Annotated in this window: 21 protein-coding genes, 1 tRNA gene and 1 pseudogene; 5 read left to right on the forward strand and 18 right to left on the reverse strand. The window is 70.6% G+C overall.

Features of this window, described 5'->3' with window-relative positions; translation table 11 throughout:
• Positions 1 to 2: 2 nt before the first annotated feature.
• The 6 genes from thrB to AB0N63_RS28385 all read right to left on the reverse strand — a co-directional run bounded on the left by thrB (position 3) and on the right by AB0N63_RS28385 (position 7,704).
• Entirely contained in the window at positions 3 to 920 is a 918-nt protein-coding gene (gene thrB / locus AB0N63_RS28360) for a homoserine kinase (protein WP_365533063.1), read from the reverse strand.
• Positions 921 to 1,573: 653 nt separating this feature from the next.
• Positions 1,574 to 2,632 (reverse strand): threonine synthase, encoded by a 1,059-nt coding sequence (gene thrC / locus AB0N63_RS28365; RefSeq protein ID WP_365533065.1) that lies wholly within the window; start codon positions 2,630 to 2,632, stop codon positions 1,574 to 1,576.
• Positions 2,633 to 2,638: 6 nt separating this feature from the next.
• A complete protein-coding gene (locus AB0N63_RS28370; protein WP_365533067.1) occupies positions 2,639 to 3,988 on the reverse strand; it encodes a homoserine dehydrogenase in 1,350 nt (449 codons plus the stop codon).
• A gap of 180 nt (positions 3,989 to 4,168) precedes the next feature.
• Positions 4,169 to 5,560, reverse strand: coding sequence for a diaminopimelate decarboxylase (lysA, locus tag AB0N63_RS28375; RefSeq protein WP_365533069.1), 1,392 nt, complete (start codon positions 5,558 to 5,560; stop codon positions 4,169 to 4,171).
• A gap of 24 nt (positions 5,561 to 5,584) precedes the next feature.
• On the reverse strand, positions 5,585 to 7,057 hold the full coding sequence (gene nrtL, locus AB0N63_RS28380; protein ID WP_365533071.1) for an ArgS-related anticodon-binding protein NrtL: 1,473 nt from the start codon (positions 7,055 to 7,057) through the stop codon (positions 5,585 to 5,587).
• A 113-nt stretch (positions 7,058 to 7,170) separates the two neighbouring features.
• Entirely contained in the window at positions 7,171 to 7,704 is a 534-nt protein-coding gene (locus AB0N63_RS28385; protein ID WP_365533073.1) for a response regulator, read from the reverse strand.
• Between the two features lie 276 nt (positions 7,705 to 7,980).
• Between AB0N63_RS28385 and AB0N63_RS28390 the strand changes: the two genes are divergently transcribed.
• Positions 7,981 to 8,052, forward strand: a tRNA-Arg gene (locus tag AB0N63_RS28390).
• A gap of 177 nt (positions 8,053 to 8,229) precedes the next feature.
• On the opposite strand, the gene AB0N63_RS28395 is transcribed toward AB0N63_RS28390, so the two are convergent.
• The 11 genes from AB0N63_RS28395 to AB0N63_RS28445 form a co-directional block, all read right to left on the reverse strand.
• The gene (locus tag AB0N63_RS28395) at positions 8,230 to 8,613 is read right to left on the reverse strand and encodes a DUF6083 domain-containing protein (RefSeq protein WP_365533075.1); all 384 of its coding nucleotides are present in this window, start codon (positions 8,611 to 8,613) and stop codon (positions 8,230 to 8,232) included.
• Positions 8,614 to 8,798: 185 nt separating this feature from the next.
• A complete protein-coding gene (locus AB0N63_RS28400) occupies positions 8,799 to 10,172 on the reverse strand; it encodes a tyrosine-type recombinase/integrase (RefSeq protein ID WP_365533077.1) in 1,374 nt (457 codons plus the stop codon).
• A complete protein-coding gene (locus AB0N63_RS28405; RefSeq protein ID WP_089514220.1) occupies positions 10,169 to 10,363 on the reverse strand; it encodes a helix-turn-helix domain-containing protein in 195 nt (64 codons plus the stop codon). The genes AB0N63_RS28400 and AB0N63_RS28405 overlap by 4 nt, the downstream gene beginning before the upstream one ends.
• A complete protein-coding gene (locus AB0N63_RS28410; protein WP_365533114.1) occupies positions 10,339 to 11,637 on the reverse strand; it encodes a replication initiator in 1,299 nt (432 codons plus the stop codon). Before AB0N63_RS28410 ends, AB0N63_RS28405 begins: the two co-directional genes overlap by 25 nt.
• A gap of 157 nt (positions 11,638 to 11,794) precedes the next feature.
• A complete protein-coding gene (locus AB0N63_RS28415) occupies positions 11,795 to 12,040 on the reverse strand; it encodes a SpdD protein (RefSeq protein WP_360716724.1) in 246 nt (81 codons plus the stop codon).
• A gap of 25 nt (positions 12,041 to 12,065) precedes the next feature.
• Positions 12,066 to 12,260 carry a hypothetical protein gene (locus AB0N63_RS28420; protein ID WP_355146663.1) on the reverse strand — a complete coding sequence of 65 codons (195 nt, stop codon included), beginning with the start codon at positions 12,258 to 12,260 and terminating at the stop codon, positions 12,066 to 12,068.
• Positions 12,261 to 12,276: 16 nt separating this feature from the next.
• Positions 12,277 to 12,468, reverse strand: coding sequence for a mobile element transfer protein (locus tag AB0N63_RS28425; protein ID WP_355146665.1), 192 nt, complete (start codon positions 12,466 to 12,468; stop codon positions 12,277 to 12,279).
• Positions 12,469 to 12,479: 11 nt separating this feature from the next.
• A complete protein-coding gene (locus AB0N63_RS28430; protein ID WP_365533080.1) occupies positions 12,480 to 13,100 on the reverse strand; it encodes a DUF2637 domain-containing protein in 621 nt (206 codons plus the stop codon).
• A 33-nt stretch (positions 13,101 to 13,133) separates the two neighbouring features.
• Positions 13,134 to 14,510 (reverse strand): FtsK/SpoIIIE domain-containing protein, encoded by a 1,377-nt coding sequence (locus tag AB0N63_RS28435; RefSeq protein WP_365533083.1) that lies wholly within the window; start codon positions 14,508 to 14,510, stop codon positions 13,134 to 13,136.
• Positions 14,510 to 14,866, reverse strand: a complete 357-nt coding sequence (locus AB0N63_RS28440) for a hypothetical protein (protein ID WP_365533086.1) — start codon at positions 14,864 to 14,866, stop codon at positions 14,510 to 14,512. The genes AB0N63_RS28435 and AB0N63_RS28440 overlap by 1 nt, the downstream gene beginning before the upstream one ends.
• Before the next feature lie 167 nt (positions 14,867 to 15,033).
• Positions 15,034 to 15,822: a GntR family transcriptional regulator gene (locus tag AB0N63_RS28445; RefSeq protein WP_039654755.1), complete on the reverse strand. Its 789-nt coding sequence runs from the start codon at positions 15,820 to 15,822 to the stop codon at positions 15,034 to 15,036.
• Between the two features lie 109 nt (positions 15,823 to 15,931).
• Here AB0N63_RS28445 and AB0N63_RS28450 point away from each other — a divergent pair, with 109 nt between their 5' ends.
• The 4 genes from AB0N63_RS28450 (at position 15,932) to AB0N63_RS28465 (ending at position 18,466) form a co-directional block, all read left to right on the forward strand.
• The gene (locus AB0N63_RS28450; protein ID WP_365533117.1) at positions 15,932 to 16,339 is read left to right on the forward strand and encodes an NUDIX hydrolase; all 408 of its coding nucleotides are present in this window, start codon (positions 15,932 to 15,934) and stop codon (positions 16,337 to 16,339) included.
• Between the two features lie 46 nt (positions 16,340 to 16,385).
• On the forward strand, positions 16,386 to 16,814 hold the full coding sequence (locus AB0N63_RS28455) for an ATP-binding protein (protein WP_365533090.1): 429 nt from the start codon (positions 16,386 to 16,388) through the stop codon (positions 16,812 to 16,814).
• Complete coding sequence (locus AB0N63_RS28460; protein WP_365533093.1) at positions 16,808 to 17,179, forward strand: hypothetical protein; 372 nt, start codon at positions 16,808 to 16,810, stop codon at positions 17,177 to 17,179. The genes AB0N63_RS28455 and AB0N63_RS28460 overlap by 7 nt, the downstream gene beginning before the upstream one ends.
• Before the next feature lie 924 nt (positions 17,180 to 18,103).
• Positions 18,104 to 18,466 (forward strand): hypothetical protein, encoded by a 363-nt coding sequence (locus AB0N63_RS28465; protein ID WP_365533096.1) that lies wholly within the window; start codon positions 18,104 to 18,106, stop codon positions 18,464 to 18,466.
• Here AB0N63_RS28465 and AB0N63_RS28470 read toward each other — a convergent pair.
• A pseudogene (locus AB0N63_RS28470) lies at positions 18,450 to 18,644 on the reverse strand (ISAzo13 family transposase); the annotation flags it as partial. The gene AB0N63_RS28465 and the pseudogene AB0N63_RS28470 sit on opposite strands and share 17 nt — an antisense overlap.
• Between the last annotated feature and the right edge of the window lie 379 nt (positions 18,645 to 19,023).

The raw sequence follows: 19,023 nt of genomic DNA on the forward strand, positions 1-19,023 counted from the left end.
TGTCAGCCCGACAGCGGGAGCACGCACGCGCCCTGCTGGTCCAGGTGCAGCCGGTTGGCGGCCCATTCGGGACCGGCCAGCCGCTCCACCTTGTCGGCGGTGTCCGCGTCGGCCAGCGCCATGACCGTGGGTCCGGCGCCGGAGATGACCGCCGGGATCCCGTCGGCGCGCAGTCGCTCCACCAGCGCGGCGCTCTCCGGCATCGCCGGGGCGCGGTACTCCTGGTGGAGGCGGTCCTCGGTGGCGGGCAGCAGCAGCTCGGGGCGCCGGGTCAGGGCCTCGACGAGCAGCGCGGCACGGCCCGCGTTGACGGCAGCGTCGACGTGCGGCACGGTGCGCGGCAGCAGGCCGCGCGCGGTCTCGGTCAGTACCGGCTTTCCGGGCACGAAAACCACCGGAACGATGGAATCGCAGGGGTCCATCCTGATCGCGCGGGCGGCTCCGCTCTCCATCCAGGACACGGTGAACCCGCCGAGCAGACAGGCCGCGACGTTGTCCGGGTGGCCCTCGATCTCGGTGGCCAGCTCCAGCAGCCCGGTCTCGTCGAGGCGGGCCTCGCCGCCTATGGTCACGGCGCGGGCGGCGACGATGCCGGCGCAGATGGCGGCGGAGGAGGAGCCGAGTCCGCGGCCGTGCGGGATGCGGTTGGCGCAGACGATCTCCAGGCCGCGCGGCTGCCCGCCGAGCACGTCGAAGGCGGTGCGCAGCGACCGTACGAGCAGGTGCTTCTCGTCGCGCGGCAGGGTCTCGCTGCCCTCGCCCGCGATGTCGATGTGCAGCCCGGAGTCGGCCACCCGGACGACCACGTCGTCGTAGAGCCCCAGCGCGAGGCCGAGGGCGTCGAAGCCCGGGCCGAGGTTGGCGCTGGTGGCGGGGACGCGCACCCGGACGGCGGCGGCGCGGAACGCTGGACCGGCCATCGCTCGTTGACTCTCCTTGAGCTGCGTGGTGGCCGAATGGCGTTCGACGGGCATCCGACGGACATTCGACCGACGTTCGGCTGACGTTCGACAGGGACGAAGGACCCAGGGGCCGCGACCGCGGGGACGGCGCGGCGCCGCACGCTATGCGGGGCATATGCGGCGGGCGGGTTCAGTACAGCCTATCGAAGGAAGGTTCTGTGGCGACATAGGGCGCACAGGAGGCGCACGATGCGTGTCGCATGCCCCCCGTGCACCCTGCGCACGGCGCCCCTGGAGGGGGCGTCATGGAAGGTGGCGCGGGGTGCGGGGCACGGAGTGCCCGGCGCGGGACGCGGGGTGCGCGGCGGGGTGTCCGGCGACGGCCGCGCGGAGTGCGTCCGTACCGCGGGGCGCGGAGTGCGTCCGTACCGCCGCGGGGGCCGTACCGCCGTGCGGCGCGGTGGGCCGTACGGCCGCGGGGCACGCCGCCGCGTACGCAGGGACGTGCAGGAGTCCCTCCGTCGGCGCCGGGCGCGCCCGCCCGGAGGCGGGCGCGGTGCCCGGACCGGGCGGCGGGCCCGAGGGCACGCCGACCTGCCGACCTGGCGCACTGCCGGGCAGGTACCGGGCGGCGGGCGCCCAAAGGAGCCGCGCCGCCCGACCCGTCCGGATCAGACCAGGCCCAGACGTTCCGCCGCCGTGGCCGCGTCCACCGGGACGGTGACCGGCTGCGGGGCGCCGGCGACGGCCCAGTCGGGGTCCTTGAGGCCGTTGCCCGTGACGGTGCACACGATCCGCTGGCCCGGGTCGACCTTGCCCTGCTCGGCGGCCTTCAGCAGACCGGCGACGGACGCGGCCGACGCGGGCTCGACGAAGACGCCCTCCTGCGCGGCCAGCAACCGGTAGGCGCGCAGGATCTCACGGTCCGTCACCTCGTCGATGAAGCCACCGGACTCGTCGCGGGCGGCCAGCGCGTACGTCCACGAGGCCGGGTTGCCGATGCGGATGGCGGTGGCGATGGTCGAGGGGTCCTTGACGACCTCGCCGCGCACGATGGGCGCGCTGCCGGAAGCCTGGAAACCCCACATGCGCGGGGTCTTCGTGGCGACGCCGTCGGCGGCGTACTCCCGGTAGCCCTTCCAGTACGCGGTGATGTTGCCCGCGTTGCCGACCGGGAGGACGTGGATGTCGGGGGCGTCGCCGAGCATGTCGACGATCTCGAAGGCGGCCGTCTTCTGACCCTCGATCCGCACCGGGTTGACCGAATTCACCAGCGCCACGGGGTAGTTGTCGCTGAGCGAGCGGGCGAGGGTGAGGCAGTCGTCGAAGTTTCCGTCGACCTGGAGGATCTTCGCGCCGTGCACGAGGGCCTGCCCCATCTTGCCGAGCGCGATCTTGCCCTGCGGCACGAGCACCGCGGAGACCATCCCGGCCCGTACCGCGTAGGCGGCGGCGGAGGCGGAGGTGTTGCCGGTGGAGGCGCAGATGACCGCCTTGGCGCCCTCCTCCTTCGCCTTGGTGATCGCCATCGTCATGCCGCGGTCCTTGAAGGACCCGGTCGGGTTCGCGCCCTCGACCTTGAGGTGGACCTCGCAACCGGTGCGCTCGGAGAGCACCTGCGCGGGGACGAGGGGCGTACCGCCCTCCCGGAGCGTCACGACCGGCGTGCTGTCGGACACCGGCAGCCGGTCCCGGTACTCCTCGATGATGCCGCGCCACTGGTGGGTCATTGCTGGTTACTCTCCTTCAACCCGCATGATGCTGGCGACGCCCCGCACGGTGTCGAGGCTGCGCAGCGCCTCGACGGTGCCGGTGAGGGCGGCGTCGGACGCTCGGTGGGTGACGACGACGAGGGAGGCCTCGCCGCCCTCCCGTCGCCCACCACCGCCCTGAACGACGGCGACCGCGTCGCCGCTGCTTTGGTTTCTGCCCTGCTGACGGACGGTGTCGATCGACACCCCGTGCTCGGCGAACACGGTGGCGACCTGCGCCAGGACGCCGGGTTTGTCGGCCACGTCCAGGCTGATGTGGTAGCGCGTGACGACGTCGCCCATGGGCGAGACGGGCAGCGCGGCGTACGCCGACTCGCCGGGCCCGGTGGTCCCGCTGAGCCGGTTGCGGCAGACCGCGACGAGGTCGCCGAGAACGGCCGAGGCGGTGGGCGAACCGCCGGCGCCGGGACCGTAGAACATCAGCCGGCCGGCCGCCTCCGACTCCACGAAGACGGCGTTGTACGCGCCGCGCACCGAGGCCAGCGGATGGCTGAGCGGGATCATCGCGGGGTGCACGCGCGCCGTGACGGAGGCGCCGTCGGCGGCCCGCTCGCAGATGGCGAGCAGCTTGATGGTGCAACCCATCTCCTTGGCGGAGGCGAAGTCGGCGGCGGTGACCTCGGTCATGCCCTCGCGGTACACGTCGTCCAGGCGTACCCGGGTGTGGAAGGCGATCCCGGCGAGGATGGCGGCCTTGGCGGCGGCGTCGAAGCCCTCGACGTCGGCGGTCGGGTCGGCCTCGGCGTACCCGAGCGCGGTGGCCTCGTCCAGGGCCTCCTGGTAGCCGGCGCCGGTGGAGTCCATCTTGTCGAGGATGAAGTTGGTGGTGCCGTTGACGATGCCCAGCACCCGGTTGACCTTGTCGCCGGCGAGGGACTCGCGCAGCGGGCGGATCAGCGGGATGGCGCCGGCGACGGCGGCCTCGTAGTACAGGTCGCGGCCGTGCTCGTCGGCGGCGGCGTGCAGGGCGGCCCCGTCCTGGGCGAGGAGGGCCTTGTTGGCGGAGACGACGGAGGCGCCGTGCTCGAAGGCGGTGGCGATGAGCGTCCGGGCGGGCTCGATGCCGCCGATCACCTCGACAACGACGTCGATGTCGCCGCGTTTGACGAGGGCGGTGGCGTCGGTGGTGACCAGGGCGGGGTCGATGCCCTCGCGCACCTTGGCGGGGCGGCGGACGGCGACTCCGGCCAGTTCGACCGGGGCCCCGATGCGGGCGGCGAGGTCGGCGGCGTGCGTCGTCATGATGCGCGCCACCTCTGAGCCGACAACCCCACAGCCCAGCAGCGCCACCTTCAGCGGACGCGTACGCATCATCCGACCTCGTTTCCTCATACCGTCTACGGTTCGACCAGTCTCACTCACCGGACCGCAGTTTCTGTCATTTGTCCGGATCGTGAGACGTTTATTTCATTTTCGTCGGCCCGGGTGACGGAGATCTTCCGGCCCCGGGACGTGCCGTGCGTGGTCCGCGCGTCACCCGCCGCCGAGTCCGCGTCATCCGACGTCCAGGCGGAGGAGGTCGTCCTCCGTCTCGCGCCGGACGATCACCCGGGCCTCGCCGCCGGCGACGGCGAGCACCGGCGGGCGCAGCGCGTGGTTGTAGTTGCTCGCCATGGAACGGCAGTACGCGCCGGTCGCGGGCACGGCGACGAGGTCGCCGGGGGCGAGGTCGGCGGGCAGGAACGCGTCCTTCACGACGATGTCGCCGCTCTCACAGTGCTTGCCGACGACGCGAACCAGCATCGGCTCGGCGTCGGAGGTGCGCGAGACCAGGGCGACGCTGTACTCGGCGTCGTAGAGCGCGGTGCGGATGTTGTCCGACATGCCGCCGTCGACGGAGACGTACGTACGCAGCCCCTCCAACGGCTTGACGGTGCCGACCTCGTAGAGCGTGAAGGCGGTCGGCCCGACGATCGCGCGCCCCGGCTCGACGGAGATACGGGGCGTGCGCAGCTTCGCGGCCTCGCACTCGCGCGTCACGATCTCGCTGAGCGCCTTGGCGATCTCGTGCGGCTCGCGCGGATCGTCGTCGCTGGTGTAGGCGATGCCGAGGCCGCCGCCGAGGTCGATCTCGGGCAGCTCGACGCCGTGCTCGTCACGGACGTCCTTCAGCAGCCCGACGACGCGGTGCGCGGCGACCTCGAAGCCCGACATGTCGAAGATCTGCGACCCGATGTGGCTGTGGATGCCGATGAGTTCGAGCCCGTCCAGCTTCAGCGCCCGCCGTACCGCCTCGGCGGCCTGCCCGCCGGCCAGCGGGATGCCGAACTTCTGGTCCTCGTGGGCGGTGGCGATGAACTCGTGCGTGTGCGCCTCGACGCCGACCGTGACCCGGATCTGCACCCGCTGGCGCCGCCCGAGGGACTGGGCGATGTGCGCGACGCGGACGATCTCCTGGAAGGAGTCGAGCACGATCCGCCCGACCCCGGCGCGCACGGCGCGCTCGATCTCCGCGGCGGACTTGTTGTTGCCGTGGAAGGCGATCCGGTCGGCGGGCATCCCGGCGGACAGCGCGGTGGCCAGCTCGGTGCCGGAGCAGACGTCGAGGTTGAGCCCCTCCTCGTCCAGCCAGCGCACGACGGCCCGGGACAGGAACGCCTTGCCGGCGTAGAACACGTCGGCCTCCGGCCCGAAGGCGTCGCGCCAGGCGCGGGCACGGGACCGGAAGTCGGCCTCGTCCAGGACGTACGCCGGGGTGCCGAACTCCTCGGCGATCCGGGTGACGCGCAGGCCGCCGACGGTCACGACACCGTCCGCGCCCCTCTCGACGGTCTGCGCCCACACCTTGGCGTCGAGGGTGTTGAGGTCGGCGGGCGGGGCGGAGTAGTGGCCCTCGGGCAGGACGTCGGCGTGACGGGGCCCGGCGGGGTGTGCGGAACGGCTCATGTCGGTGTGTCTCTCTGGGCTCTCTCAGAGGTGGTCGGGTGCGTCGATGCCGAGCAGGGACAGGCCGCCGGCCAGCACCGTCCCGGCGGCTTCGGCGAGGGCGAGCCGGGCGCGGTGGGCGGCCGAGGGTTTCTCCTCGCCGAGCGGCAGCACGGTGACGAGGTACGGCAGGGCGGCATCGGCGACGTCGACGAGGTGCCGGGCGAGGCGGTCGGGCGCGCGGTGCGCGGCGGCCCGGTAGAGGACACGGGGGTGATCGGCGAGGGCGGCGAGCAGCGCGCGGACGCCCGGCCCGTCGACGGGCCCCGGTTCGGGCCCGAATCCGAGATCGGCGGCGTTGCGCAGCAGCGCGCGGGTGCGTGCGTGGGCGTACCGGACGCGGAAGAGGGGGTTGCTCTCACGCTGGACGAGATACGCCCGGCCGGGGCGGGGCCGGTCGTGGGGCGCGGGGTGGAGCAGGGCCCAGCGGGCGGCGTCGGGACCGAGGGCGAGGAGACCGCCCTCGGAGGTTCCGGCGGGGGCGGGGGCCGGGGTGGGGCGGATGTCGAGGGTGACGGGGGTGCCGTTGCGGTCGGGCGGGGCGACGGCGGGGCCGGGGTCTGCGGGAGCGCCGGCGGTGGGGCTGACGTCTGCGAGAGGGGCGACGACGGGGCTGACGTCTGCCGGAGCGCCGGTGGAGGAGGGGACGTCTGCCGGAGCGCCGGGGGAAGCGCCGGGGGCGGGGCCGGCGTCTGCGAGAGGGGCGACGACGGGGCTGACGTCTGCCGGAGCGCCGGTGGAGGAGGGGACGTCTGCCGGAGCGCCGGTGGAGGAGGGGACGTCTGCGGAAGCGCCGTCGGCGGGGCTGACGTCTGTCGGAGCGTCGACGGCAGGGCCGGCGTCTGCGAGAGGGCCGGTGGTGAGCCTGGTGAGGCTGATGTCTGCCGGGAGGGCGAGCAGGTCGGCCCAGGCGGAGGCGGGCGGCGCAGGCGGGCCCGCGTGACTGACGCCGGCACCGACGCCGACACAGCGGATACGGACGGTGTCGCCGTGGACCGCCCGCAGGAGCCGCGCGACGACGTCGGCGTGGACGAGGGCGCGGGGTTCGCGGGGGCAGCGCAGCTCGACGAGGCGCGGCGGCATCCCGGAGCCGGAGTCCGAGTCGACGCATCCGTACCGCTTCCCGCGGCGGAGGATCTCCTCGACGAGGTGCTGCGCCCCGGCGGCGGCGTCGGCCGCGCGGAGGCTGATGTTGAGGAACCCGGGCCCGGTGACGGCGACGTCGCGGATGCCGTCGAGGTCCAGGAGGTGGCCGCGCAGCACGTCGGCGACGCGGAGAGCGGGCTGTCCGGCGGGCCGGGCGAGCTGGAGGGCGACATTGGTGGCGTAGTCACCGCACCCGCCGGCCCCTGGCGGAGTCACGACGACCCGTTCCGGCGGATCCACGCTCAGCTCCCCCACGTCGACAGCGCGACGCACCGCGCGCAGCACGGTACGGGAGAGCTCGACGGGGGTCACGGGTCAAGCGTAGGGGAGGAGGGGGGTGGGTAGGCGAGTCCATTTGGCCGGGGTATCGGTATGTGGACGGTGGAATACCGATGCGCGGGACGAGGGACGGGCACCGCAGCGGATCAACCGCCGGGCCGCCCGGCCCACCGCCCGGCCCCTCCGGACCCGGAGGGGCCGTCCCCCGCGGCGTCGGCCTGCCGCCGCCCCCGTCCCTCGACGAGCCGCAGCACGACTCTCACCAACTCGGCAGGCTCGAAGGGCTTGGCGAGGAAGGCGTCGACCCCGACGCCTACCCCGGCCTGGACCTCGTGCTCGTTGCACGCGCTGACGATGGCGAGAGGAAGATCACGCGTACGGGGGTCGGCACGGAGCTGGGCGGCGGTGGAGAGGCCGTCGAGCCGGGGCATGACGACATCGAGGGTGACGACGTCGGGCCGCACCTGATGGATCACTTCCAGACACTCGGCACCATCGGCCGCGGTCACGACCTCGAGCCCCTCAAGCTCGAGATTGACCCTGATCAGCTGCCGGATGACCTTGTTGTCGTCCACAACAAGCACCCGTCCCGAAGCGCCTGACACACCTCGAGCGTAGGTCCAGGCCGGCTGGCGCGTCCGGGTTTTCCCCACTTCCACCCCGTCCGGGGGACGGGGCACACGTAGGTGGACGCCGTCACCACGCCCCCGGGCCGATGCCGCCTCACGCCGTCGAACGTCCACCCCACCACCCGACGAAAAGCCGCCACCGAGACCACGTGCGCCCAGCACCCGCCCCCAAGGCGGACACCGACGGGCCACCCCTCGACCGGGGCTGCCGTCAGACACAGCCCCGGATCAGCCCCCGGTCGCCCCTCCCCCGAAAACGTTCATGACCACCCCACCAGAGCTGGTAGTGTTCTACTCGTCGCCGGGCGCGAGGAACGCACCCGACACGCCCCCGTAGCTCAGGGGATAGAGCAACGGCCTCCGGAGCCGTGTGCGCAGGTTCGAATCCTGCCGGGGGCACCCAGCATGAGGTGCCCAAAGACCCCGTCACCAGCGGAAACGCTGAGGCCGGGGTCTTCGCGTTTATGCAGGCATGTGCGGCCCGGAGCGGCCGTATGCCGGGGTCCGTGGACTATCCGTGGACAGAATCTTGGTGCGTCTTCCCAGGTCAGCCAGCACACGTGAGGCCGACAGCCGTCACCCGGCATCCGGCCATTGCTCAGGGAACCGGGGTGGCTCCGAGCCAGCCTGCCGTTCGACTCGTCGCGCGTTCTCACCGCGGAGCGAGGTCAACCACGGCCAGAGATCCGGGAGCGGCTGTGCCGAGCACGCCAACCGATGCTCGACACGGCACCGCTGATACGGGTCTGGCGGACATACTCCGTAGACGGCCACTCGCCCATCTGACAGCTCGATCCACCGATGCTCCGCCGGCACCGTGTGGGCCAACGGGTTCATGTCCGGCTCCAGCAACACCCAGTCCTGCTCAAGCGTCGCCACTCGGTCTTGCAAAAGGCCACAGTACGGACAGCGCGACTGCCCGCTGCGCAGTCGGCGTGGCTCCTCCTCCAAATGCCCCATACGGTGAGAGTCGACAGCCCTGCGGCATATTCGTAGAGGTGAATTGGACGGAACCTCTGAGCCGTCCGATCATCAGTGATACGAAAAGCGACGCGGCAGGTGCACTCAGCATCTACCGGCCGCCAGCATACGGCTGAAACACGGCAATGCCCTCCGCTCGTGTAAGCGGAGGGCATCCGGCGTGGTCATTCGTATTCGCGCAACAGATCCTCGATCTTGCGGTTGGCGATCTCCTGCCGTCCGTCGATGCACTTGGCGTAACGGCTCAGCAGCACCTCAACACTGTTGCCCGCACGTTCGGCCACTTCGGTCGGGTCCACCCCGGAGTTGAGCCACGTCGACAGCGCCGAGTGCCGCAGATCGTATGGACGCGCGGCAAGCGGGGAGGCAACCGCGGCCGGCGGAAGCGCCAGCACACGGGCTTCCTGCCAGACGCGGTAGTACGTCGAAGAGCCGACCACTCCCCCGCGCTCATTGGTGAACAGCCGCCCGTCCTCGGCGGTGCCGAAGATATCGAGATGCTGCCGAAGGATGGCGACGAGCTGGGGCGGGATCGGTACCAGCCGGACCTCCTCCGCCGGCCGGTTCTTCAGGCCCCGGTCGTCGTGGGTCTCGCCAGAGTCCGTCCACCGCTTGCCGACACTGGGGCGCGTCCTGTTCAGGAGGACCGTCCCCCAGCCAGCCTCAGGGAGCTTCACGTCCGCGGCGGTGAGGCCGACGGCCTCAGCCGGACGCAGAGCGCCGTAGTACATGCAAGCGAACAGGCCGACGAGCCGGCGGCCACGCGCACGGTCGTACCCACCGACATACGACACCGCGGACAGCAGGGACCGAGCCTGCTCCGGATTGGCGACCACCCGAGGATCGACCTCCCCGGCGACCTTCGGCTTCTTCCAGCGGATACCCGTGATCGGATTCTCCTTGAACTCCCCGAGATCCACCGCGTAATGCAGAGCGTTGACCAGTGTCCGTCGCTTACGTCGAACGGTCTCCGCAGCTGCCGGCGTCCCGTCGAGCTTCAACTTGAGCGAGTCCAGGACGGCCCTGCCGATCGCGGCGTCACCGAGGTCCGAGAGCGGGCGCGACGCTTTTGCCACCCAGTGCAAGGCATTCGTGATCTCGGCCGGCACTTCGCGCTCCTCCGGACCAGGAAGCACGAAAGCCCAGTTGCGGAGCGCCTTCCTGATCAGTTCCTCGGACGGCCGGCCCGGACGCGCGTCGAGAAGGGCCATGGTCACAGCGGTCAGCGACTCGTTGATCCCGTTGCGCGTATTGGGCGCCGCGTGCGGCCACTTCATGGCCAGATACTTCAGCGCGAAGGCGTACCAGGTCATCGAGGCCGCCTTCTCGACCATGGATTCGGGCAGTCCCGTCACCGTGTCGAACTCTTCTCCGGCGTGGGCGGCGCGGAGCAGCTTGGAGCGGTAATGGTCCGCCAGTCCTTTGGTTCGGAATTGCTCGGAGAACACGTTCCCGGCGACAGTCCATCGGACGTCATAGGAGGACTTCTTGGTGTTCCGCTTTCGGACGCCCCACACCTTCACGTCGAGAGACTTCATGCCGCCTCCTCCAGCTGCCCGAGCCAAGCGGTGAAGTCACTCCGCCACACACGGAGTTCACCGTTGGGCAGCTTGAAAGCAGCCGGCCCCTGCCCCAACTCGCGCCACCGGTAGAAAGTGCGGCGGGACACCCCGCCCAGTTCCGCAAGGATCTGCGGGACGGTCATCAGTTCGTCGCGGCGGCGGTCCATGTCGGTTCTCCTTCCGTTCCGGGAGCAGGGTCGAGGGATGCGGCAAGCCAGGCTTCGGTGTCGAACAAGCCGGTGCCGGCGAAGACCCAGTGGGCGAGGACGTACGTGGTTTCGACCTCCGGGCCGTTGGGTGCTGTGGCTTGCGCTCGGCGCCATTGGGCGCGGGCATCGCGGAGGGCGCCGAGGGTGGTGGAGTAGCGGCGGGACTTGGTGGAGAAGTGGCCGCGGAAGCCGAGCATGTGGGCCCAGGCGCGCAGGCGGAGGTGTTCCAGGTCCTTGCGGGCGCCGAGGGTCCAGGCGGTTCGGATGAGGCGGCGGGCGTGGTCGCTGATGTCGAGCTGGGCGAGTTCGGCCGCGAACTTCAGGGGGCGGTCGAGGGCGCCCGTCGCGGTCTCGGCGCCCTTGGTGGCGTACTTGGCGATGTAGGCCGCTACGGCCCGCTCGGTCAGCTCCTGGCCGTCGTCGAAGTCGGCGGAGCGGATGGTGCGGACGTCGAGTTGGCGGCCGAAGGTGAAGGTGTGGGCGCGGCTGTCGATGGCCGGGCCGTTGACGCGGGCCTTGGCGGCGGCAGTCCCGATGGCGTCGGTGAGCAGTTCGGCAGTGGCCCAGGCTGGGGGCGGGGTGTCGCCGCCGCTGGGGCCGTCGAGGCGGATCACGGCGTGGAAGTGGACGGCGCCGCGCTTCTGGTACTCGGCGACCTTGGCGAAGGAGACGCGGGCGTGTTCACGGAAGCGGCGCTGGGACAGGCCAGCACGCTTGGCGATCTCCCGGCGCAGGTGGATGGAGAAGCGGCGCCAGAGGAGACCGGCGTGCGCGTTCCACAGCACGGCCGCTTCGTAGTCGTACGTGTCGGGGTCGAGCGGGGTGCCAAGGGCGTGGTCGTCCTGGTCGTGATGGGTGCCGCAGCGGCAGGGGCGGCCGTCGGTGCGCCGGTTGTGGACCGGGCCGAAGCCGGGGGCGGTGAAGGTGGCGAAGACGCGGGGGTGGGCGGCGACCTGTTCCGGGGTGCCCTTGCCGCCGCGCAGTCCGGCGGTGATGAGGTGGAAGGTGTCGCGGCGATAGACCTCGGCGCAGGCGGGGCAGCGGGTGGTTCGGCGGTTGTTGCAGCGGACGAGCAGTTGGCCGACCGGGAGGGTGGTCGAGTCGAGGTGCTGGAGGACGCGGCCGATCTCACCGGTGGTGGTGTCGACGTCGTACTCGGTGCGGTGGCCGTCGAGGCGGATCGGGTTGGTGCAGCCGCCGAGTCCGGAGAGCTGGCGGAGGATACCGGGCAGGGTGCCGTGGGCGGCGAGGTTGCTGAGTTCCGGGAGCGGGGGCGGGGTGGTGCGGGTGAAGATGGCGGTCTCCTTCTGACGGGAGTTGTCGGGAGGAATGGGCCGCCGGGGCGGCGGATGCTTGGCCGTGTCGCGCCGCCCCGGAGGTCAGGGCGTGTCAGCGCCGGTTGTGCTCGCGGAGGAGTGAGCGAAGGACCACGGCGGCGATGGCCACGGAGACGGCCGTGACGGCGACGGCGGCCAGGAGCGCGGTGAGGACGACGCCACCGACGAGCACGGCCGCGACCGTCTTCTGATCGACGGAGAGGGACGGAAGGCCGCGCCGGACGGGCGCCGGGTCGGTCGGGGCGTGGGTGTGGACGGGCGGCGGGGTGGGGCTGTCCGGGTACTTGGGCTGGAACACGGTCTACCTCTCCTTATCTACTCGTCTAGTCATGTGAGCCGTTTACGACGCCCACGCCGGACCGCGTGCCGGACTCGATGGCGGGGGCCAGGAAGCTGTGCGAGAGCCAGAAGCCGAACAGGGCGATGAGGACGACGATCCAGGGGCGGACGCCGAGGAACTTGATCGCTCCCCAGACGAAGAAGCCGAGGACGACGACGAGCGGCAGGCTGACGGTCACGATGGTCCGGGTCCTTTCAGCGGACGGGGCAGCGGTGGGTGCGGGCGGCCAGTTCGGCGGCGGCGCGGCTGTCGTAGTCGGCGGAGAAGCCGCAGCGCGGGGCGGTGCAGGCGGCGGTGTGCTTCTCGCGGCCCCGGTTGTCGTAGGCGGTTCCGACCTGGACGGGGCCGATGCGGGTGACGTTGCGGAAGTTCCGGTTGGCGGTCACGGGGTCTCCTCTCAGATGTGCGCGGCGATGGCTTCGGCCATGGGGGCCGGGACGCCGAGGCGGGCGCGGAGGGTCGGGGTGTCGATGGGAGCGCCGGTACGGGTGTGGTGCTCGGCGGCGACCTTGCGGGCGTGTTCGACCAGGGCGGATGGGACCGGTACGGGTGGGGTCTGTGCCGGTGCCCCGATGGTCGGTTGGGCAGGCGGTTCGGGTGCGGTTTCGGGCTCGTCCTCCTGGTCCTCGATGACCTCGGTGCCGGGGTCTGTCTCGGGCGCGGTGTGGGCGAGGAGGGTTCCGCCGAGGAAGGCGACGGCGGGCCAGCCCGCGACGAGGATGCGCAGCCAGGCCGGGACCTTGCCGAGGTCGAGGAGGCCGGCGGTGGCGACGTTGGCGCCGAGGGATGCGGCGAGTGCGGTGACGAACCAGCACCAGGCCGCCACTTTGGTCGTACCGGAGCGCAGTCGGCGCCAGGCGGCGACCAGCAGCAGATCGACGGAGACGGGGTAGGCCCAGGCTTTCCACCCGTCCTGTCCGGCCGCCATGGCGAGGTCGTGGAGGTGGGCGAAGGACAGCGCGGCGGCGATGAGTGCTTGGACGAGTACCGCGTCGACGCGGGCCAGGCGGGCGCGCATGATGCGGCTCCTTCCGGAGTCGGGCGGGGAAGGTCAGTCGGTTACCGGGTGGGGCAGGACGACGGGTGCCGCGTCCTCAACCGGGCGCACGGGCACGTTCGGCCGGAAGGGCTTCAGCGCGGCCAGGTCGGGCACCATGTGCGCCGATTCCTGGCATGTCTCGGCGGCGTCGCCGAGGGAGAGGTACGGCGTGCGGATGCGGGACCAGCCGCCGGAGGTGTCGCCCGCCACGGCCAGGCCGGGGCGTTCGGGGGCGATGGAGCAGGCCGCATGCACCGCTTCGGGTGCGATGTCGCCGAGCGCCATCTTGGCGGAGGCTTCGTCATTGACGCGGTGGCACACGCGGCCGGTGAGCTGGGCGCGGAGCATGGTGGCGCCCTTGCCGAGTTCGGCGCCGAAGCGCTGTCCGCACACTTCCAGGTGGATGCCGGCAGCTCGGCCGAGCTGGGCGAGCCGGATGAGCTGGGTGACCATCTCATCCCGGCGTTCCTCGTCCTTCTTGGTGGCCACGAGGAACAGCTCCGCCACCTCGTCCACGAAGAGCACGACGGGCACCGGGCGTTCGTCCTCGGGTAGTCCCCAGATGTCGGAGGTGATCGCCTCGTCCGGGGTTTCCGGGGCTATGCCCTGCCGGGCCCTGATCAGGTCGTATCGGTCCTCCATCTCCTTGACCAGCGTGGGCAGCAGTTCGGCGGCCTGGTCCGGGTCCGTGGCGAGCGCCGAAAGCCGGGGTGCGAAGGGAGCCAGTTCGACGCCGCGCTTGCAGTCGATGCCGACCAAGGCGACCGGCTGTCGGGCGAGTCCGGCGATCAGGTGGCGCAGGTACATGGACTTGCCGGACAGGGTGGCGCCGAGGGTGAGTTGGTGCGGGATGGTGCGGTAGTCGCGTATGAACGGCGTCGCGTCCTCTCGCAGTGCGACCGGCACCTTGAGGAAGCCGCCCACGGCCTTGCGTGGCATACGCACCCGCCGTAAGACGTCGTAGCCCACGAGGCTCAGCTCGACGACCCCCGGCTTGACGGTGGTGACGTACGCGGAATGAACGCCCCAGGCGTGCCGCAGCCGCTCGGCCGACGCGGCGATGTCGGCGGGTTCCTGGCCAGGCGCCAGGCGGAGGCGAAGCTTCAACCCGGTCAGGGTGGGGCGGATGATGCCCCGGCGCGGCGGTACGGGCCGCACCTCGCGCTGCGTCATGGCCTTCATGGCAAGGACTCGCAGCCGGGAGGGCGCCACGGTCAGGCCGCACGCTTCCATGACCGAGCCGTACGAGCTGAGCAGCCGGACCGTGGACACCGGGAGGCCGACCGTGGACCAGTACGCCGCCGGGTGCTTGGCCCGGGCGTAGGCGGCCCCGCCGCCGAGTGCGACGACAGGACCACCCACTTCGAGGAGCGTCGTCAGGTCGGACATCAGGCGACGGCCCCGGTCGTGGCCGGGAAGGCGGCCGGGGTGACGGCGGCGGCGCGGTAGGCGATGCCGTGGCGCTGCTGGCCGTTGAACACGGACTCCCACGGCCGGGCGACGAGGCCCGGCAGCGAGACCGGCGCCCCGAGAGTCAGCCCCTCGGAGATGCCGCCTTCCGGAACGGTGACCTTGATGAGCGACGACTCCCCGTCCTCGATGTAGACGACGCCGATGGTCATCAGCGCCTCACCGCTGTTGGCGTCCTTGGCGATCTCGCCGGTCTGCCGGTCGCGGACCTTCGGCTCAGGGGCCTCGGTGAGAAGGATCGTCGCGGCCGAGGTCTCCACGCGGATGGTGCGCAAGGCACACTCCTATCTACTCGTCTATACAAGGTGGGTCCTGCGAGCCCCTTGGTGGGGATCGCGGGATTACCTTGCCACACAACTCACCCACTCGTCTATACGAGTTGGCGTGTTGGGGTGTACGAGTTCGGGAGAGCGTCCCCGCGCACCACCGCAAACCGTGACGATCAGGTCGCCGGGAGCTGGTAGGAGAGGACGTAGGCGTCCGCCGCCATCACCGTGTCGCAGACCTCGACGGCCCGTCCTTCGGTGTCGAAGGCGGTCCGGATGAGATGGATGACCGGCACGCCGGCCGCCAGCCGAAGCGTCTTCACCTCGGCCGGGGAGGGCATCCGTGCACGGATCTCCTCCTCGAAGTGGTCGAGGTGGTGGCCCAGTTCTTCGAGGCGGGCGTAGATGCCGCCGGGGCCCGGGTTGGGTTCGGCGATGGGGGTCCCGCGGGCGATGTCGAGCGGGAGGTAGGAGGTGGCGAACTCGACCGGCTTCCCGTCGAGCAGGTAGCGGCGCCGACGCGCGAGAACCCGCCGCACGGACCCGAGCCGGGTGGAGATGTCCTGGCCGGCCTTCTCCTCCTTGACCTCCAGGCTGTCCACCTGCGGGTGACTGCCGGCCGCGTCGGCTTCCACGATGAACGCGGACTTGCCCTGCTCCCGGTGCCGCCGGGCGAAGCGGTCCGAGGCCAGCCGTCGCACAGGCGGTCGTGGTCGTACGAAGACTCCCCTGCCGTGCTCGGCGTGCACCAGGCCCTCGCCCTGAAGGATGGAGAAGGCGTTGCGGACCGTCATCCGGGACACGCCGAAGTGCTCGACAAGGTCGGCTTCGGAGGGCAGCTTCTCGCCCTCGCGGAATCGCCCACGGTCGATGGCCTCGCGCAACTGGTCGGCGATCTGCCTAAAGACCGCACGATCGCTCGTGGGGTCGAGATCACCGAGGAGGCCCGAAGAGAGAGGGCTCACGTGAGTACTCCTTTAGGTATCTAGACGAGTGGGCGAGTGTTGTTGCTACGGTGGAGAGCCTAGTCAGCCGAGAGGGCCGAGGAACGTGAGCACTGAACGCCCGCACTCTGTGAGCGTCGCCGGGGTCGTCGTGGACGACCAAGGCCGGGCCCTCCTGATCCAGCGCCTGGACAACGGCCACTGGGAGCCGCCGGGCGGTGTCCTCGAACGCGAGGAGACCATCCCGGAAGCCCTCCAGCGCGAAGTCCTCGAAGAGACCGGCATCAAGATCGCACTCCCGGCGGCCTTGACCGGCGTCTACAAGAACATGAAGGGCTTGATCGTCTCTCTGGTTTTCCGCTGCGAGGCCGCCGACGGCACGCCCACCACCGGTGACGAGACCCGCGCGCTGCGCTGGGCCACTCGTGAAGAGGTCACCGAGCTTGCCGACGAGGCGTACGCAATCCGCGTCCTTGACGCACTCGACGCGGCGTCCCCGCCGGCCGTCCGCGCCCACGACGGCGTGAAACTCGTCTAGCCCGAACCCGCTGCACATGGCGGCCTACCAGCACGAAGGAACTTGTATGCACGAGTATATGAGTACGGCCCGGGTCTGGGGGCTGAGTTGCCCAGGATTCCCGGAAGAAGTGAGCCGAGCCCGCCGCTGGACCCGTGACATCCTGCGTGGTTCCCCCTTTGCGGACGACGCCGCCCTCATCGTGAGCGAGCTGAGCACGAACGCGATCCGTCACACGGCGAGCGGCCTGGACTCCGGCGTCTTCCACCTGGCCGTCGCGGTCTCAGCTCAAGCCGTCGCGGTCTCGGTCACGGACGACGGCGGTACGCGCGCGACCCCGAAGGTCGAGCACCAGGACCACGACGCTGAGCACGGCCGGGGCCTGGGCATGGTCAGCGCCATCGCTCACCGGGTGGTCGTCCACAGCAGCGACCAGGGCTACACGGTCACCGCGGAGCTGTATGCGGACGCTCGACTGGGAGGACGCTCGTGCTGAAACGGGGCTTCTGGTGTGAGTGCTGGACCGAGGACCTGGCCGAGCGGCAGCCGCCGGCACTGCTGGCATCGTTCGACGCCTACTCGGCACCACAGGCGGACCGTTGGGTATCAGTCGCCCTCCGGACGATCTCCCCGGCACTGGACGCGGACGCCTCAGACGAAGCGTGGGAGTGGCTGTACGAGGACCGCATCGAGACCCGACGAGCCCTGTTGCGGGCGGAACCGTGCACGGTGTCAGTGACCCACGCCAACACCCGGATCACGTGGACGATCCGACCAGCGCTCTTCCTGCCACTCGCTCACCGGCAAGGCCCCGAACTTCCCCCATGCGCGAACGAGTTCAGGCCCCGATCGACAAAGTGAGTTACAACTTTCTCTACTGGTTCAAGGCTCGCTTCGCTCGCAGGTCCGGCGGTCAACGGCGCTCTTGGATCATCGCCAACCCGACCGCCGCACCCTCCGCCCAAGCGCATCAGCGGCCGCGCCGACCCCCACGCCACCACCACCACGATCCGGCCCCAGGAAGGGAAAGACGCAACAGCAGCTCCACCCCAACGCCCCGCTACGGGGCCACCGCGCACCCCTTTCCACCCGGTTGCCTACTTCCGGTAGGTCGGATCAAGACCCGAGGGCCGCGCCAAGCGCGGCGGCGCCGGCCGGTCGCCGCCGCGCCGCCTCATCTGTCTTCGCCACCGGCCGCACGTCGCCGCCCGTCCGTCGCCGCACGCAGCGGCCACACTCCAACACGGGCACGGGGACGTACGGTGATCCCCAACGGTGCAGGTCAAAGACACTTTGTGTTACCGCAGGAGGCCGGATCGTGGTGGCGGTGGCATGCGGGCCAGTGCTGCCAGATGCGCGGGTGTTCGTACGGCCCGTTGATCCCGCACCAGGCCACCGGTCGGACAGCGGGCGTTGCCACGAGAGGGGAGAACCCGCCACGGCTGCACCGACGGTCAGAACGATGCCTCCGGCGGGGGATCGGCTGGCACCGGGATGGAGGGGGCGCCGTCGCCGACCGCAGGTCCGTTGCGGTGGATGCTGGGGGCTCCCATCCCGTACGCCGTCGACCCAGGCGGAGCCGAGCAGACGCGGCCCCTGGCGTCCAGGTCGTTCGTACAGTGGCGCGCTCCACCTGGACGCCAGGAACCACGCCTGCTCCACGGTGTGTGGGTCGACGGCGTACGGGATGGAAGCTGGGGCGAGTGGTGGGTTGAGGAGGAGTGGGCACCTGTCAAATACCGCGAACAGGGCACGAGTTGAGCTGCTAGCAGAGATCATGTGCCCGTGAATGTCGCGCGATTGGTCCTTGACTACATGAAGGCGTTGGCTTGGCCCGCCATAGTGCTCATTGTGATGATCTTCTTCCGAGACGAGTTTCGGAAGCTCCTGAGACGGCTCAAGTCCGCAAAGGGAGGTGGAGCCTCTGTGGAGTTCTCGGAGGAAGTGCAGGCCGTCGCAGAGGAAGCTCGCGCAGCAGTCGAAGCCGAAGTCCGTGACGCCAGGGAACGGGCTGAGGAAGTGCGGTCCGTGTTCGAAGCCAGCCGACAGGCAGCCCGCGCAGCCGCGGATGCGGCGTTGGAACCGGGGACGCTTATCGAAAACGGTGCTCCGCCTAAGGGCTTGCAGATCATTAACACGTTGACTTGATCATGCTGGTGTTGCCGGTCTGGGTTCGAACCCGAGCCTGGAGGGCTGTGAGGGCGGCGGGTGGAGTGGCCGCTGGCGGGATGACGATGCCGTGCGCCTTGAGTAGCCTCCTGATCTTCAGCAGGGTGCGGTGCATGGCGGTCCGACTGCTGTCGAACAGCACCGCGAGGGGTCTCGACCGGCTCACTCAACTACCCGACCCTGGCTGACCAGCGGATTCCCCGTTCCTTCGACAGCACCTGAACACCCGGAGCAGTGGAATCCGGCGCCACCCCGAGGCGACACTCGGGCCCTCAGCCTGCCCAGCCACAGCCCACGGTACGAAAACGGTCCACCGACTCCGTCGGCGGACCGTCATGCAAGATCGAGGCTAGGGTGATCCCTTGTTGCGCCATCTGTTCGGCACGCAAGTCTCTCTGGCCGGCGAAAGGGTCCGAGTGGCTGGGCTCACCTTGGTCGCTAAGGGCTTGCAGATCATCAAGGTGTTGCTTCCCGCCCCATGGCTCGTTGATGTGGTATGCGCATTCCGGACGAGATCCGTACCCAACTCGCCATGA

Origin of the sequence: Streptomyces sp. NPDC093260, assembly GCF_040683715.1 — a bacterium.
GTDB lineage: Bacteria > Actinomycetota > Actinomycetes > Streptomycetales > Streptomycetaceae > Streptomyces > Streptomyces sennicomposti.

Excerpts from the sequence above, each read along its gene's own strand:
- AB0N63_RS28370 (WP_365533067.1), bottom strand. The coding sequence starts at position 3,988 with ATGATGCGTACGCGTCCGCTGAAGGTGGCGCTGCTGGGCTGTGGGGTT.
- thrB (WP_365533063.1), bottom strand. The coding sequence starts at position 920 with ATGGCCGGTCCAGCGTTCCGCGCCGCCGCCGTCCGGGTGCGCGTCCCC.
- AB0N63_RS28435 (WP_365533083.1), bottom strand. The coding sequence starts at position 14,510 with ATGTCCGACCTGACGACGCTCCTCGAAGTGGGTGGTCCTGTCGTCGCA.
- AB0N63_RS28430 (WP_365533080.1), bottom strand. The coding sequence starts at position 13,100 with ATGCGCGCCCGCCTGGCCCGCGTCGACGCGGTACTCGTCCAAGCACTC.
- thrC (WP_365533065.1), bottom strand. The coding sequence starts at position 2,632 with ATGACCCACCAGTGGCGCGGCATCATCGAGGAGTACCGGGACCGGCTG.
- AB0N63_RS28400 (WP_365533077.1), bottom strand. The coding sequence starts at position 10,172 with ATGAAGTCTCTCGACGTGAAGGTGTGGGGCGTCCGAAAGCGGAACACC.
- AB0N63_RS28405 (WP_089514220.1), bottom strand. The coding sequence starts at position 10,363 with ATGGACCGCCGCCGCGACGAACTGATGACCGTCCCGCAGATCCTTGCG.
- lysA (WP_365533069.1), bottom strand. The coding sequence starts at position 5,560 with ATGAGCCGTTCCGCACACCCCGCCGGGCCCCGTCACGCCGACGTCCTG.
- AB0N63_RS28395 (WP_365533075.1), bottom strand. The coding sequence starts at position 8,613 with ATGGGGCATTTGGAGGAGGAGCCACGCCGACTGCGCAGCGGGCAGTCG.
- AB0N63_RS28455 (WP_365533090.1), top strand. The coding sequence starts at position 16,386 with ATGCACGAGTATATGAGTACGGCCCGGGTCTGGGGGCTGAGTTGCCCA.